We start from the raw sequence: 14585 nt of genomic DNA on the forward strand, positions 1-14585 counted from the left end.
GGTTGGGGTCGTTCAGCGGCGGGTACGTGGTCCCCATGACGAAGGGCGGCGACGCGATGATCGGGGTCAGCAGGGTGATGCCGGTCCCGCCGGACGCGGTGTTCGGGGTGCTGGCCGATGGCTGGTCGTACGCGGGCTGGGTGGTGGGAAACGCCCATATCCGCAAGGTCGACCGGGACTGGCCGGCCGAGGGCAGCCGGATCCACCACAGCGCGGGGATGTGGCCGGTGCAGGTGCCGGACACCTCGACGGTGGTGGCGGTGCGCCAGGACGAGCTGCTGGAGCTGGACGCTCGGCTGTGGGTGCTCGGGCGGGCGCGGGTGCGGTTCACGCTGCGGCCGGAGGAGGACGGCGCGACCAGGGTGATCATGGAGGAGCAAGCGGTGTCGGGACCGGCCGGGCTGGTTCCGGCTGCGGCGCAGGCGCTGCTGCTGAAACCCCGCAACGCCGAGGCGCTGGCCCGGCTCTCCGACATCGTGGTGGCCCGCGCGAGCGGGGACAGCAAGCCTCAGGCCTGAGACTGGTGGCTCGGCCTGCCCCACGGCACGGCCTGCAGGCGTTCGGGCACCCCGGACGGCGGCGGCGCGAGCGGGGCGCTGCCGGCTCCGGCGCCCGCGCGCAGCCCCGTGGTGAACTCGGCGAGCGTCTCGTGCGCGCTGTGCGCGGGTTCCCAGCCGAGTTCCGCGCGCGCCTTCGTGGTGTCGACGAGCGCGGCCTGATCGGCGAGTGCGAGCCAGCCGGGGTGCACGGGTTGCAGCCCGGCCCGCCACGTGAGCCACGCGAGCGCCGTGGCCACGCGCCGGGGCACGGGTAGCCGCGGCCCGCCGAGCCCGGCGGCGACGTCCCCGGCGGTGAGCACGGGTTCCGCGGCGAGGTTGAACGCCCCCGCGGCGCGGCGGGCGAGGATGAGCCGCAGCGCGTCGGCGACGTCGGCGGAGTGCACGAGTTGACCGCGCAGACGGGGCCACAGCGGCAGCGGCAGCCACGGCCTGCCGACCGCGTGGCCGGGCAGCAGCGTGCTCAGCAGCCAGCCCGCGAACTGGCCCGCGGCGTCGTGCTGGAGGATCGCGCACGGCCGGATGCGCGCCGTGACGGTCGTGGGCGTGCGCTGCTCGAACTCGTCGAGCTCGCGTTCCAGCCACGCCTTGCCCCTGCTGTAGGCGCTCTGCGGGACGCCGTCGCGCCGCCAGCCCTCGGTGACGCGGGACCACCGGGGCGGGGGCGAGTAGGCGGCCACCGATGACGCCACGACCACGTGGGGCACCCCTGCCTCGCCCGCCGCCCGCAGCAGGTTGCGGGTGCCGACGACGTTGGTGCGCCGCATGGGCGGATCGCCGCGGCGGGGGTGGATCGCCCACGCGAGGTGCACCACGGCGTCAGCGCCGTCGAGCACCCCGGGCAGCACGTCGGGCGCCACCGGCCCGCCGAGGTCGCACGCGACCCAGCCGGCCCGGTCGTACGGCTCCTGGCCTCGGTCCGGCGGCCTGCGCGCCACGCCCGTGACGCTCCACCCCGGCTCGTGGCGGAGCAGGCGCAGCAGTGCGGTGCCGACGTTGCCGCTCGCGCCGGTGACGACGATCCTCATGTCCCGGAAGGTCCCCGGTGGAGGGTGGTCCGAAACCCCAGGTGTAGTGGGACAGCCGCGGGGGAAGCCAGCGTGGCGTGGAACGCGTTGACGAGACCGCCGACGCGGTCGTGATCGGAGCGGGCCCGAACGGCCTGGTGGCCGCGAACCTTCTCGCCGACGCGGGCTGGGCCGTGCTGGTACTGGAGGCCGCCGGCAGCCCCGGGGGAGCGGTGCGGACGGCCGAGCTGATCGAGCCCGGCTTCCACCACGACGTCTTCAGCGCCTTCTACCCGCTGGCGGCGGCCTCGCCCGTCATCGCGGGCCTCCGGCTGGAGGAGCACGGGCTGCGCTGGCGGCACGCGCCGTCGGTGCTCGCGCACGTGCTCCCGGACGACCGGTGCGCCGTGGTGTCCCGCTCGCTGGAGGACACGATGGCGTCGCTCGCGGAGTTCGACCCCGCCGACGGGCGGGCGTGGGCCGAGGAGTTCGCCGCGTGGTCGGCGATCCGGGACCGGTTGCTGGACGCGCTGTTCACGCCGTTCCCGCCGGTGCGGTCCGCGGCGGGGCTGTTCCGCGCGCTCGGCGTCGCCGACGGGCTGCGGTTGGCGCGCATGGTGACGATGCCCGCTCGCGCGTTCGGCCGGGAGCGCTTCGGCGGCGACGGAGCCCGGCTGCTCCTCGCGGGCAACGCCCTGCACACCGATCTGGGGCCGGGGCACGCGGGCAGCGCCGTGTTCGGCTGGCTGCTGTGCATGCTCGGCCAGGACGTCGGGTTTCCCGTGCCGGAGGGCGGCGCGGGCCGGCTCAGCGGCGCGCTGGTGGAGCGGTTGGCGGCCAGGGGAGGGCGCGTCGCGTGTGGCCGGGAGGTGACGGGGGTGCTGACGGCGCGCGGCCGGGCGCTGGGGGTCGCCGACGCCTCGGGCGCCCGGGTGCGGGCGCGCCGCGCGGTGCTGGCCGACGTGCCCGCGCCGACGCTGTACCTGCGCCTGGTGGGGGAGGATGCGCTGCCGTCGCGGTTCGTGACGGACCTGCGGCGGTTCCAGTGGGACGACGCCACGGTGAAGGTCGACTGGGCGCTGTCGGGGCCGATCCCGTGGAGCAACCCGCAGGCGGCCGGAGCCGGGACGGTGCATCTGGACAACGATTTGCCCGGCCTGTCCCGCTACAGCGCGGAGCTGGCGGCGGGCAGCGTGCCCGAGCAGCCGATGCTCGTCGTCGGTCAGATGAGCACGGCGGACCCGACACGCTCGCCGGAGGGCACCGAGACGGCGTGGGCGTACACGCATGTGCCGCGCGGGCACGCGTGGGACCCCGACCGGCTGCGCCGCTACGCCGACCGGATCGAGGCGATCGTGGAGCGGCACGCGCCGGGCTTCCGGAGCCGGATCCGCGGCCGCTACCCGCAGGGGCCGCGCGAGCTGGAGCGTGCCAACCCGAGCCTCGTCGAGGGCGCTGTCAACGCGGGCAGCGCCGCCATGCACCAGCAATTGGTCTTCCGGCCCGTGCCCGGCCTCGGGCGGGCCGACACCCCGATCGATCGTCTGTTCCTCGCGGGCGCCTCGGCGCATCCCGGGGGAGCGGTGCACGGTGGGCCGGGCGCGAACGCCGCCCGCGCCGCACTGGCGAGGGCCGGGCCGGCCGGGCCGCTCTACGCGGGGTTGATCCGGCGGCTGCACGACGCGGTCTACGCGCGGTAGCGGCGCAGCATCCTGGCCACGGCGCGCTCGACGCGGTCGCGGTCGCGGTCGGTGCGGATGCCCTCCCTGCCCACGCGGCGCACGGCGGCCTCCACGGTGGCGCCGTCCTCGTACGCCTCGATCACCCTCGGGTCCACATAGGACTTGCGCGCCACCGTGGGGGTGTTGCCCAGCTCCTCGGCCACCTCGCGCATGGCGGCCGTGACCGCGCGCTTGCGGCCGCGCTGGGAGGAGGGCCGGTCGGACGCCGCGAGCGCGACGGCGGCGAGCACGGTCGCGTTCCAGGTGCGGAGGTCCTTGACGGTGAACTCGTCGCCGGCGAGTTCCTTGAACCGCTCGTTGACCTCGCCCGCGTGGAGCTCGTGCCAGCCGCGGCCGTCGCGGCAGACGAACAGCCGGTCGGTCTCGGCCCGGCACCGCCGCAGGGCCTTGAGCACCGCGGCGAGCTCACCGTCGCGCATGGTCAGCTCGCGTTCGAGCCCGCCCTTGGCGGTGTAGGAGAAGGTCAGCTCGTCGCCGCGGATGCGCACGTTCTCGCGCAGCAGTGTCGTGGCGCCACGGGACCCGTTGGCCTCCAGGTACTCCTCACCGCCGGTACGGAACACACCGCGGTCGATCATGCGCAGCGCGGCGGCGAGGACGCGGCGCCGGTCGAGACCCCGGCGAGCGAGATCGTGTTCGATGGTCTCGCGCACTTCGGGCAGTCTGCCTGCGAGCGCGAGCACCCGCTCGTGCTTCTCCTCGTCACGCGCCCGGCGCCATTCGGGGTGGTAGAGGTACTGGCGGCGCCCGGCGTCGTCGAAGCCGACGGCCTGGATGTGCCCGTCGGGATCGGGACAGATCCACACCCGGCGCCACGCGGGCGGGATCACGAGGCCGTCGACGCGGTCGCGCGTGCGCGGGTCGGTCACGGGGGAGCCGTCCGGAGCCCGGTAGCTGAAACCGCGGCCCCGCCGTTGTCTGCGGATACCCGGCGTGGACGGGTCACTACGCCGCAAACGCATGGTTCGGTGATGCCCCCGAACAGGGAAAAGGAAACGCCGGGCTCGTCACAGCGGGCTCAGGGTGTCGGCCGCGAGCGCGCGCATGACGCCACGCAGTCCGTGCACGGCGATGCGGCGTTGCCGTTGCGCGCCGGTGCCGCGCCGCGACAGCCGGGCGAGCAGCTCGCGGACGAGCGCGAGGTCGCCGGTCTCCTCAAGCGCGGCCGTGGTGCGCTCGAGCAGGAGGGCCACCAGCTCGTTCGCCGGGCGCGCGCACTCGTGCCACGGGTCGACGGCGGGCCCGGTCAGGCCGTACCGCGCGGCGGACCAGAGCGCCGCGGCGGCGACGCGGTCGTTGCCGTGAGGTGCTTCCCGGCCCGCCGCGAGGTCGGCGAGTGCGGCGTCGACGAGCGCCCGCGTCAGCATCGCCTGCAGCAGGGCCTCGTCGGCGGTGGTGGCCGCGTCGGCGGCCCGTACCTCGACGGTGGGCAGCGTGGGGGACGGGCGGGCCAGCCAGAACGTCATGCGGTCGTCCACCAGCGCGCCACACGCCAGCAGCCGGTCCACTTCGGACCGGTACTCGCCGAAGGAGGCGAACCAGGGCGGGATTCCCGCGGCGGGGAAGCGGGACTGCTCGATGATGCGCCAGCTGGCGTACCCGGTGTCGCGGCCGTGGGCGAACGGCGAGTTGGCCGACAGCGCCAGGAGCGTGGGCAGCCACGGCCTCAGGTGGTTCACGACCGCGACGGCGTGGTCGCGGTCCGGCACCTCGCAGTGCACGTGGCATCCGCAGGCCTGGTAGCCGCTGACGAGCGCGCGGTAGCGCCCGTCGATGAGCGCGAACCGGGCATCGGGTCCCCCGGGTGGTTCGGGTCCGGCGAGCACGGGCGCACCAGAGGAGACGAGAACGGCGTGCGCGCGCTCGGCTGCGGCGCCGAGCACCCGCCTGCCCGCCAGCAGATCGGCGTGGAGTTGCGTGCGGGTGGAGCGGATGGCCGTGGCGGCCTCCACCTGGCTCGCTCGCAGCTCGGGCTGGCACGTGCCCGCGTAGGGCTCGGCACGGGCGAGCACGTCGGCAGCGGCCGGGACGGTGTGCCAGGCGACCGGGTCGGCGAGCAGGAACTCCTCCTCGACGCCCAGCTTGCGGGCCGGGCTCAGTCGTCCGGTCCCTCGTTGAGCCGGCGCAGCGGCCGGGTCGCCGGGCCCTGGATCACCGAGCCGTCGGTGCCGAACCGCGAGCCGTGGCAGGCGCAGTCCCACGTCCGTTCCGCGTTGTTGAAGGTGACCAGGCAGCCGAGGTGGGTGCAGCGGGCGCTCACGGCGAGCAGCTCGCCGTCCGGCGCGCGGTAGGCCGCGGTCATCCTGGTGCCGACGCGGGTGACCGTGGCCTCACCCGCGGGCAGGCCGTCCAGTTCGGACGGTGTGCGCAGGGCGCGGGCGTGGTCGCCGACGAGGTGCCGGGCGACGGCGACGTTGTCCCTGACCACTTCGGGCGCCGAGCGCAGGTGCGCGCGGTTGGGGTCGTACAGCGAAGCCGCCGGATTCTCCTCGCCCAGGATCAGGTCGCGCAGCAGTTGCCCGGCCGCGGTGCCGCCCGTCATGCCCCACTGGCCGAAGCCCGTGGCCACCCACACCCGGCCGGTGAGCGGGTGGTACCGGCCGACGTAGGGGACGGAGTCGGGAGTGGACATGTCGTGGGCCGACCACCGGTGGGTGACGCGCAGCTCCAGCAGGTCCCGCGCCCAAGCGGCGAGCCTGCGGTGCCGGGCCTCGACGTCGAGGTTCTCGCCGGTGCGGTAGTGCTCGCCGCCGACGACGGCCATCGGCTCGGCTCCGCTGTCGTAGCCGCGCACCGAGTGGTGGGTGACGGCGTCGAGGTACATGCCGGCCGGGATCCGTTCCACCGGCACCGGACCGGCGACCACGAGGTCGCGCACGGGGTCGAGGCGGGCGAAGAACAGGCCACGGTCGAGGATGGGGTAGTGGGTGGCCACCACGACGTGGTCGGTTCGGACCCGCCCGCGTGGGGTGCGGACGCTCAGCGTCGGCCATTCGGTCACGGCCTGTGCGGGTGTGCGCTCGGCGATGTGCCCGCCGAGCCGGTCGATCTCGTCGGCGAGGCCGAGCAGCCAGCGCCGGGGGTGGAACTGGGCCTGCCCGGTGAAGCGGACGGCGCCGACGGCGGGGATGTCGAGCCCGATGTCGTCGGTGAACGACGCGGGCAGCCCGGCCCTCGCGGCGGCGTCGGCCTCGGCTTTCAACTCGTCGAGCCGGTCGGTGTCGGTGGTGTAGACGAAGGAGTCGCGGCGGGCGAAGTCGCAGTCGATGCCCAGTTCGGTCGAGGTCTTGGCGATCCAGTCCACAGCGGCATGCTGGGTCTCGGCGTAGCGCACCGCCGCCTCGCGGCCCTTGGCGCGCTCCAGCCCGGCGTACTTGAGGGCGTGCTGCGCGCTGAGCTTGGCCGTCGTGTGCCCGGAGACTCCCGCGGCGATCTCCTTCGCCTCGAGCACGAGCACGGAGCGGCCGTCGCGCGCGAGCAGGTACGCGGTGGTGAGTCCGGCGATGCCCGCGCCGATCACGACGACGTCGGCCTCGGTGGGCAGGGCACGATCTGCGCGTACCGGGGCGGGGGCGCTGTCGATCCACAGTGAGCGCGGTTCGGGCAGGTCGGCAGCGGGCTCCATGTGACTCCTCCTCGGCTCGCCCCAGCGGAGTTCCCTCTGCGCACCGGGTGAAACGCTCGCTCACGCGGCGCGTCGCGTCCGATCGGACGCGGGCCACACATACGGCAGGTCGTCGGGCACGGCGGGGAACCAGCGGCGGTAGTGGGCGGGGTCCTTGCGGACGAGCGCGGACTGGTGGCTGCGGTGGAAGGCATGGTCGCCGAGCCACGGCGGCACCTCACCGGCCTCGGCCAGCTCCGCCTGCGTCCTTGGCTCGGTGATGCCGACGGCCCCGGCCAGGTCGGCCCTCAGTTTGCCGGCGCAGGTGTCGGCGTGGCCTTCGGCGCACCACACGGCGCACACGTCGAGGCCGTACCGGGTCAGTGCCTCCTCGTAGCCGGTCCACATCCGCACCGCGGGATGGTGCCGCCAGCCGTAGGTGGGCACAGTGAGGCCGCGCAGGATCTGCAGCGCCTCCACGCGCTGGCGGCCCAACCTGCGCCGGTCGAGCACGTGCGCGGAGTCGAGGAAGCCGGGGTGGGGGAGGAAGGTCTGCATCAGGCGACCGGCTCGCCCGGAAACGCCTCGTGTCCCCGCAGCCCGTCGGTGCGGCGGTTGCGTTTCAGCTCCGCCTCGTGCAGGTGCCGCCTGCCGCCGGTCAGCTCGCGGGCCTGTCGTTCGAACGCGCGGAACACGTCGTAGTAGGTGTCCTCGTAGTCCTCCACGACCTGGTAGGTCCACCGGCCGGGGAGCACGTTGCGGCCGAGCAGTTCCGTCTCCAGTCGTTCCGCCAGGTCGTGGTGGCCTGCGTGGCGCAGGAGGTCGATGGCCTCGTCCAGTGTGAAGTCCGCCGTGCCGGTGAGCCGGTGGAAGGCGTAGAGGTGTCCGCGCGCGACCTCCACGGTCTCGAGCGCTTCGGTGAGCTTGCCGACGGCTTCGACGGTGGCCGGGTCCGGCTCCGGGGCTGATGTGTATGTCATGCCGGCGCGGGTACCCGAACTGCAAGACGTGATGCACAACCGTCGCGTCGTCCCCCAGCGAGACAAGGAGTGTGTGGTGAGCACGATCACCAAGGCGGTAGACGTGAACGTTCCGGTCTCGACCGCGTACAACCAGTGGACCCAGTTCGAGTCCTTCCCGGAGTTCATGGAAGGCGTCGAGGAGGTCCGTCAGCTCGACGCGACCCACACCCACTGGGTCACGAAGATCGGCGGCAGCACGCGGGAGTTCGACGCCACCATCACCGAACAGCACCCCGACGAGCGCGTCGCCTGGACGTCGGACTCCGGGCCCAACCACGGCGGCGTGATCACCTTCCACCGCATCGGCGACAACGTGACCCGGGTGACGGCCCAGATGGACATCGACCCCGAGGGCTTCGCCGAGAACGTGGCCGACAAGACCGGCATGATCGACCAGCGCGTCAACGGTGACCTTCAGCGGTTCAAGAAGTTCATCGAGGAGCGCGGCCGTGAGACCGGCGCCTGGCGAGGGGACGTCCAGCGCCCTGGCCCGTGAGCCTGTTTTCGTAGCCGCCCCAAGGCCACCTCTGTCGTGGGCACGACGAAGGTGGCCTTGGGGCTGTTGGTCACTTACCGGTGAAGCGGGCTTCGCGGCGTTCGAGGAAGCTCTGTAGGCCTTCCTTCGCATCCTCGCTAACGACCACGCCGGGCAGCGTCGCGCGGAGATGCTCGGCGGCGGCCCGCTCCGAGCCCGACCGAAGGGCCACCCTCGCGTTGGCCAGCGTGCCCTGTACCCCGAGCGGTGCCTGCGCCGCGATCAGCTTGGCCAATGCCATGGCGCGGTCCAGCTGCTCACCGGGTTTCACGACCTCCTGCACGAGGCCGACGCGGTACGCCTCGTCCGCCCCGAACTCCTGGCCGGTGAGGAGGAACTTCATCGCGTTGCCCCACCCCAGCTGGGCGGGCGCCCGCAGCGTCGCACCACCGAAGGGGAGGATGCCTCTCCCGATCTCCAGCTGCCGGAATCGGACGTCCTCGGCGGCGATCACGATGTCACTCGCGAGCGCCAGCTCGATCGACAGCGTGAAGGCGATGCCCTGCACGGCCATCACCACCGGTTTCGGCACCGGCTCCTTCCACAGGCCGAAGGGATCGTGTCGCCCCGCGCCCGCGAGCGCGTCAGGACCGTGCTCGGTGACCGCCGGCCACACGTCTCCCAGGTCGAGCCCGGCGCTGAAGTGCTCGCCGTGGCCGAAGACCACACCGGCCCTGGCTTCCGGGTCGTCGGCGAGCCGGTCGTAGGCGAGGGCGACCTCGTCGATCGTCTGCCGGTCCCAAGCGTTGCGCTTGTCCGGCCGGTTGACGCCGATCAACAGGACCTGCCCGTCGCGTTCGACGGTGACTCGTGGGGACACGCTCGACCTCCTGCCATGGGTTACGTCTCACCGAGGTTCTCACGAGACGGGTGTATAACGTCCTATACGGCGCGGGAATGTGGGACTCGTTCATCTCCCGCCGCCTCCAACGACAACCCAAAAAAGCCAGGAAGGGAGGGGCTGCTCGACCGGATCGCCGCGGTAGTGCATGCCCACGGGTGTGGTGCCGGTGCGGGTGTCGAGGTCGTGGCGATCCGCGTTCCCTTTCCCTGGGGACGACTGTCCCTAATGGACAGTTTGTGCGAACCGCCGCAGCCCCTCGAAAGCGCCTACAGCACATCCCGCCGCCGCAGCAACCACGCACCAGCAACGGCGAACACGACGAGATAGGCGCCGACCACCGCGGCGGCCTGCCCGGCGCCCACGAGCGCGGACACTCCGGGCGTTCCCTGTGGCGCACCCAACGCCGCCACCAGCGACCCGGCATTCGGTCCCGGCAGCACCTTCTGCGACTCGGCGACCCAGTCCAGCAACGGCGCCGCCACGGCGGCCAGCAGGTTCTGCACGGCCAGCAACCACACGAGTCCCAGTCCGATGGGCAACGCGATACCCCGGAACGCGACAGCCAGGAAGACACCGAGCATCGCCCACATCGTCGTGATCAGCCAGCCGCCACCGGCGCCGACAACCAGCTCGCCGACGGAAGGCCACACCACAGGTTGCCCCTCCATGAAGGCAACACCCAGCCCCGCCAAGGCGCCTGTCACGAGCAAGGCCGCCACCAGCACAAGCGAGCCCAGGCCCACCACCAGAACCTTCGCCGCGAAAACGCCCAGCCGCGACGACCCCTGCGTGAGCACGGTCTTCCAAGTCTCCCAGCCGTACTCGCTCCCGGCCACGAGCACCCCGAAGATCAACGCGAGCGCACCGACGAACACCGGCGTTCCGGCAATGGTGTTGCCCACCAGTTCGGCCGGGAGCATCGACTCCAGCCCCCGGCCGCCACCGGGCCCCTCCGACTGCCCGGTGTACCCCAGATACGGGATCACGTAGGCAAAGGTCAACGTGAGTACCACACCCACGCCCAGCAACAGCCAGTGCGCGGGGCGGCGAATCTGCTTGATCGACTCGGCGCGAACGTCATCGAGTACCACGAGAACCACCTCCGGTGAGTTCGAGGAAAGTCTGTTCGAGATCGGCCTCGGCGGGCCGAAGCTCACGGACCGAAAGTCCAGAGTGGACCAACTCCGCGTTGATCGTGGCAGCCAGTCCTGCCTCGACGTCCAGCCGAAGGACGTGCCCGTCGACCCGGACCCGGTCCTCCCCGACGAGCGCGGCCACGCGGGCCCTGGCGTCATCGATCGGATCGGCCACGACCAGCAGCCCGCTCGCGCGCAGCTCCGCCACCGACAGCTCGGCGACGAGTCGCCCTCGGGAGATCATGCCCACGCGGTCGCAGATCTGCTGGACCTCGCCGAGCAGGTGACTCGACAGCAGGACGGTGCGCCCTTCGTCCGCGAGGCCGCGGACCACGGCGCGGATGTCGGCCATCCCGGCCGGATCGAGACCGTTGGTGGGCTCGTCCAGGATCAACAGCCCGGGGTCCTTCAGCATCGCCGCCGCGAGCCCGAGCCGCTGCTTCATGCCGAGGGAGTACGTCGAGTACCGGTCGCCGGCGCGTTCGGCGAGGTCGACGATGTCGAGCACCTCGGCCACGCGCCCGCGTCCGACACCCGCATGGCGGGCGAGCACGCGCAGGTTGTCGCGGCCCGAGAGGTACGGATAGAAGCCGGGCCCCTCGATCAACGCCCCGACACCCGCGAGGCGTCGCCCCGCACCCGAAGCGTGGCCGAGGAGCCGCACGTCACCCGACGTCGGCCGGATGAGCCCGAGCAGCATGCGCAGGGTCGTGGTCTTGCCCGCGCCGTTCGGGCCGAGGAAGCCGTAGACCTCGCCATGGCGCACGGTGAGGTCCAGTTGGTCGACGGCGACGAGGTCGCCGTAGCGCTTGGTCAGCGCGGTGGTTTCGACGGGATCGCTCATGGCACTTATCGTGGGCGCGAGGAGGCGCGCAGTCGTCCGCCCGGAAGCGCGTTACCCGCTTACGTCCGCCGACGTAGGCTGCGGACGTGACCGACACCGAGTGGCAACGCCGTATCGACGACGCGTGGGCGTCGTTCGACCAGCACACCGAAGCGGACTTCCTGGCCCTCATCGACCGCCTCGCCGCCGAGCGGCCGCCGGAGGACGCCGTGGCGCTGTTCGAACGCGCGGGCGCGTTCGACTCGACCGGCCATCCCGGCCAGGCCGTACAGCTCTACCGCAAGGCGCTGGACCACGGACTCGACGGCGAACGCAGGCGGCGCGCGGTGATCCAGCTGGCCAGCTCGCTGCGCAACCTCGGAGAGGTGGACGAGAGCGTCGCGCTCCTCACCGCGGAACTGGACCTGACGTCCGACCACCTCGACGACGCGGTCAGGGCCTTCCTCGCGCTCGCCCTCGCCGACGCGGGCAGGGGGCGCGAGGCGGTTTCGCACGCGCTCACCGCACTCGCGCCCCATTTGCCCAGGTACCAGCGCTCCGTGGCCAACTACGCCCGGGAGCTCATCCGGTGACGAGCGCCGCGAGCTCCTCCGCCAGCGGCAGGCTCGCCGCCACGACACCCGACCAACGCCGCCGCAGGTCGGGATCGATCTCCAGCGGCCTGCCCCGTGCGTCCAGCACGGCACCACCCGCTGCGGGCACCGTGACCATGGCCGCCGCGAGGTCGACAATGCGGTGGGTGTCGGATCCCGGGTCGCAGAAGGCGTCCGTGGAGCCTTCCGCCACCAGTGCGGCCTCCAGCACCGTGCTCGAGAGGATCCGCACGCGACCCGCGGTCTGCTCCACGCGCCACCACGCATCGGCGCTCGCCGGTTTCGGCCGCAGCATGCTCACCGCAGCGCCCTTGACCGTCGTGCGGCCGCTCGTCCGGTACCGCACCGGCCGGCCGGCCACGGCGTGCCAGGCCCGTCCCGTGTCGAGCCACGTCGTCAGCGCCTCCGTGGGCCTGCCGTCGACGGCCACCACGCCGCCGAAGCAGCACAGGGGCACGCCGGCGGCGGCGTTGGCCGAGCCGTCCATGGGGTCGACGACGAGCGTCACAGCCGAGCCGTTGTCGACGAACCCGGCCTCCTCGCTCAGCAGGTTCACCCTCGACTGAGCCGCCGCGCCGGCGATCGCGTCTTCCACGAGCTGGTCTACGCGCATCGTGGGGGTGCCGTCGGCGCCGTCGGCGATCTCCTCGGCGAGCTCGTCCCTGGTGAAGCGGCGTCGCGCGGCGGCGTAGGCCGCCGACGCCGCGCGGGCGGCGGCGGCCAGTGCGTCGTGCACGCCCTCGGGCAGCTCGGGTTCGGGAACGGGCCAGGCGATCTTCGTGCTCACAGCTCCATCCTCACCGGCTCGCCCGCGCGCAGCACGGCGGGAACCGCGGGCCACGGGGTGCCCGGCGCCACGAGCGCGAGGTCGGCCCGCAGCCCCGGCTCGAGCCGGCCGCGGTCGGGGAGCCCGGCGACCTCGGCGGCGCCGCCGGTCACCAGCGCCACGGCCTCGGGCAGACTCACCAGTCCCTGCCCGGCCAGTAGCAGCGCGGCGCCGAGCAGTCCCGACGGCAGGTAGTCCGACGCCAGCGCCGTCACGAGGCCGTGCGACACCAGCTCCCGCGCGGACGCGTTGCCGTTGTGCGAGCCGCCGCGCAGCACGTTCGGCGCGCCCATCACGACGGCGAGCCCCTGCTCCCTCGCGGCCCGCGCCGCGTCGACGGTCGTGGGGAACTCCGCGACCAGCCCGCCCCGCTCCCGTAACGCGGTGATCTCGGCGGCCGAGTCGGGGTCGTGGCCGAGCAGCCGCACCTTGCCCGCTCTGGCCTGGCTCCCGAGCCACTCCAGCGACTCGTCGCGCACAGCGAGTCTGCCCTCCCGATCGGAGATCAGCTCGTCGACGTGTTCGCGTGCTTCGGCGTCACTCATCCCGCGTGTGCCGGCGAGGTAGCGCTCGTAGTACGTGCGGTCGGCGTACTGGCCCTGGCCCGGCGTGTGGTCCTCGTGCGACACGAGCGCTGGGCCATCCACCCCGGCGAGCCGCTCTCGCAGTGCCGCGAGGCCGGTGGGGCAGCGCACGTCGAGCCGGTACAGGATCCGGTGGTCCACGAGCGCGTCCCGCTGGACGTCCACGGTCCGGCACAGGTCCAGCGCAGTGGCGACCGACCGCGCGAGGCCCCGGCCGAGGCTCTCCTCGAATCCGGCGCCGTGGAACACGGTCGTCACTCCTGCCGCCCGCAGCTTGCCCTCGAACGACAGCAGCGCGAACTCGATCGGCAGCTCGGCGCCGGGCCTCGGCAGGCGTTCCTTCTCCAGTCCGTCGCTGTGCACGTCAACCAGTCCCGGCAGGCACAGCAGTCCCTGACCGTCCACATCGGCCACCACGCCGGGGCGGTGCGGCTCGACGGCCGCGAGCACACCGTCGCGTACGGCCACCAGCGCGTCTTCCAGCACCCGGTCCGGCAGGACCGCGCGCACGTGACCCAGTACGTAGTCGTTCGGAGGGGCCGCGAGCGTCCACGGCGCGGTCAGTGTGGTCATGCCGCCTCCAGCAGCTCGGCAGGGGAGCCCTGCTCGGCGATCAGCCCGTCGCGCATCAGCACCACCCGGGTGGCGAGCCTGCGCATGGCGTCGAGGTCGTGGAACACCGCCAGCACGGCCACGCCCTGGCCCGTCAGGGCCTGGACGAGGTCCAGTGCCGCCTCGCGGTTGGCGGGGTCGAGCGCCGACACCGGTTCGTCGAGCAGCAGCAGCCGCGGCGGGCGGACCGTGCCCGCCGCGAGGTTGACGCGCTGGCGCTCGCCGCCGGAGAGCACGGAGCAGTCGACGTCCCACAACGCCTCGTCCAGGTTGAGCCGCCGCAACGACTCGGCGGCCGCTTCGCGCGCCTCGATGGCGTCGAGCCCGCGCCGCCTGGCCGCGGCCGCCACCACCTCCATGGGACCGGTCCTCGGCGGCGCGCTCAGGAACTGTGAGACGTAGCCGAACTCGCGGCCGCGCAGGCGCGCCATCGCGCGGTCGGGCAGTTCGGTGAGCTCGAGGTCGCCCAGCCGCACCGAGCCGGAGTCGGGCAGGTAGGTGCGGTGCACACAGCGCAGCAGCGACGACTTGCCCGCGCCGCTCGGTCCGGCGAGCGCCACGTGCTCGCCTTCGTGGACGTCGAGGTCCACGCCGTGCAGTGACGACACCGTGCGCCCGTCGATGGTGTGCAGGGTGAAGGACTTGCGCAGCCCTCGGATCGAGAGCACCGGCATGGCGG

The 14585-nt window shown here is 73.1% G+C and carries 16 protein-coding genes; 4 read left to right on the forward strand and 12 right to left on the reverse strand.

What is annotated here, in order from left to right; genetic code table 11:
- Positions 1-56: 56 nt before the first annotated feature.
- Positions 57-518 carry an SRPBCC family protein gene (locus FCN18_RS08190; protein WP_112269635.1) on the forward strand — a complete coding sequence of 154 codons (462 nt, stop codon included), beginning with the start codon at positions 57-59 and terminating at the stop codon, positions 516-518.
- On the opposite strand, the gene FCN18_RS08195 is transcribed toward FCN18_RS08190, so the two are convergent.
- Positions 509-1585, reverse strand: a complete 1077-nt coding sequence (locus FCN18_RS08195) for an NAD-dependent epimerase/dehydratase family protein (protein WP_113642114.1) — start codon at positions 1583-1585, stop codon at positions 509-511. The genes FCN18_RS08190 and FCN18_RS08195 overlap by 10 nt on opposite strands.
- A gap of 77 nt (positions 1586-1662) precedes the next feature.
- On the opposite strand from FCN18_RS08195, the gene FCN18_RS08200 reads away from it, so the two are divergent.
- Positions 1663-3264 carry a phytoene desaturase family protein gene (locus FCN18_RS08200; protein ID WP_113642113.1) on the forward strand — a complete coding sequence of 534 codons (1602 nt, stop codon included), beginning with the start codon at positions 1663-1665 and terminating at the stop codon, positions 3262-3264.
- On the opposite strand, the gene FCN18_RS08205 is transcribed toward FCN18_RS08200, so the two are convergent.
- Genes FCN18_RS08205 through FCN18_RS08225 form a run of 5 tightly spaced genes read right to left on the reverse strand, consistent with a single transcriptional unit; the run spans position 3252 to position 7890 of the window.
- The gene (locus FCN18_RS08205) at positions 3252-4268 is read right to left on the reverse strand and encodes a DNA topoisomerase IB (RefSeq protein WP_112269477.1); all 1017 of its coding nucleotides are present in this window, start codon (positions 4266-4268) and stop codon (positions 3252-3254) included. The two genes, FCN18_RS08200 and FCN18_RS08205, sit on opposite strands and share 13 nt — an antisense overlap.
- A 45-nt stretch (positions 4269-4313) precedes the next feature.
- On the reverse strand, positions 4314-5507 hold the full coding sequence (locus FCN18_RS08210) for a carboxylate-amine ligase (protein WP_228713764.1): 1194 nt from the start codon (positions 5505-5507) through the stop codon (positions 4314-4316).
- On the reverse strand, positions 5402-6931 hold the full coding sequence (locus FCN18_RS08215) for an FAD-dependent oxidoreductase (protein WP_113642111.1): 1530 nt from the start codon (positions 6929-6931) through the stop codon (positions 5402-5404). Before FCN18_RS08215 ends, FCN18_RS08210 begins: the two co-directional genes overlap by 106 nt.
- A gap of 60 nt (positions 6932-6991) precedes the next feature.
- Positions 6992-7468: an MSMEG_6728 family protein gene (locus tag FCN18_RS08220; RefSeq protein WP_112269481.1), complete on the reverse strand. Its 477-nt coding sequence runs from the start codon at positions 7466-7468 to the stop codon at positions 6992-6994.
- Positions 7468-7890, reverse strand: a complete 423-nt coding sequence (locus tag FCN18_RS08225; protein WP_112269482.1) for a hypothetical protein — start codon at positions 7888-7890, stop codon at positions 7468-7470. The genes FCN18_RS08220 and FCN18_RS08225 overlap by 1 nt, the downstream gene beginning before the upstream one ends.
- 76 nt (positions 7891-7966) lie before the next feature.
- Here FCN18_RS08225 and FCN18_RS08230 point away from each other — a divergent pair, with 76 nt between their 5' ends.
- Positions 7967-8428 carry an SRPBCC family protein gene (locus tag FCN18_RS08230; RefSeq protein ID WP_112269484.1) on the forward strand — a complete coding sequence of 154 codons (462 nt, stop codon included), beginning with the start codon at positions 7967-7969 and terminating at the stop codon, positions 8426-8428.
- Between the two features lie 70 nt (positions 8429-8498).
- Here the strand turns inward: FCN18_RS08230 and FCN18_RS08235 are convergent, their stop codons facing one another.
- The 3 genes from FCN18_RS08235 to FCN18_RS08245 all read right to left on the reverse strand — a co-directional run bounded on the left by FCN18_RS08235 (position 8499) and on the right by FCN18_RS08245 (position 11291).
- Positions 8499-9287 carry a crotonase/enoyl-CoA hydratase family protein gene (locus tag FCN18_RS08235; RefSeq protein ID WP_112269486.1) on the reverse strand — a complete coding sequence of 263 codons (789 nt, stop codon included), beginning with the start codon at positions 9285-9287 and terminating at the stop codon, positions 8499-8501.
- A 290-nt stretch (positions 9288-9577) separates the two neighbouring features.
- A complete protein-coding gene (locus FCN18_RS08240) occupies positions 9578-10402 on the reverse strand; it encodes an ABC transporter permease (RefSeq protein WP_112269488.1) in 825 nt (274 codons plus the stop codon).
- On the reverse strand, positions 10389-11291 hold the full coding sequence (locus tag FCN18_RS08245) for an ABC transporter ATP-binding protein (protein WP_112269490.1): 903 nt from the start codon (positions 11289-11291) through the stop codon (positions 10389-10391). The genes FCN18_RS08240 and FCN18_RS08245 overlap by 14 nt, the downstream gene beginning before the upstream one ends.
- A gap of 86 nt (positions 11292-11377) precedes the next feature.
- Between FCN18_RS08245 and FCN18_RS08250 the strand changes: the two genes are divergently transcribed.
- Positions 11378-11863, forward strand: a complete 486-nt coding sequence (locus FCN18_RS08250) for a tetratricopeptide repeat protein (RefSeq protein ID WP_112269491.1) — start codon at positions 11378-11380, stop codon at positions 11861-11863.
- On the opposite strand, the gene FCN18_RS08255 is transcribed toward FCN18_RS08250, so the two are convergent.
- Genes FCN18_RS08255 through FCN18_RS08265 form a run of 3 tightly spaced genes read right to left on the reverse strand, consistent with a single transcriptional unit; the run spans position 11853 to position 14580 of the window.
- A complete protein-coding gene (locus FCN18_RS08255) occupies positions 11853-12671 on the reverse strand; it encodes an inositol monophosphatase family protein (protein ID WP_137094212.1) in 819 nt (272 codons plus the stop codon). The two genes, FCN18_RS08250 and FCN18_RS08255, sit on opposite strands and share 11 nt — an antisense overlap.
- Entirely contained in the window at positions 12668-13867 is a 1200-nt protein-coding gene (locus tag FCN18_RS08260) for an alpha-D-ribose 1-methylphosphonate 5-triphosphate diphosphatase (protein ID WP_137094214.1), read from the reverse strand. Before FCN18_RS08260 ends, FCN18_RS08255 begins: the two co-directional genes overlap by 4 nt.
- On the reverse strand, positions 13864-14580 hold the full coding sequence (locus tag FCN18_RS08265; RefSeq protein WP_112269639.1) for an ATP-binding cassette domain-containing protein: 717 nt from the start codon (positions 14578-14580) through the stop codon (positions 13864-13866). The genes FCN18_RS08260 and FCN18_RS08265 overlap by 4 nt, the downstream gene beginning before the upstream one ends.
- Positions 14581-14585 lie beyond the last annotated feature (5 nt).

Source organism: Prauserella endophytica, from assembly GCF_005146945.1.
GTDB lineage: Bacteria > Actinomycetota > Actinomycetes > Mycobacteriales > Pseudonocardiaceae > Prauserella_A > Prauserella_A endophytica.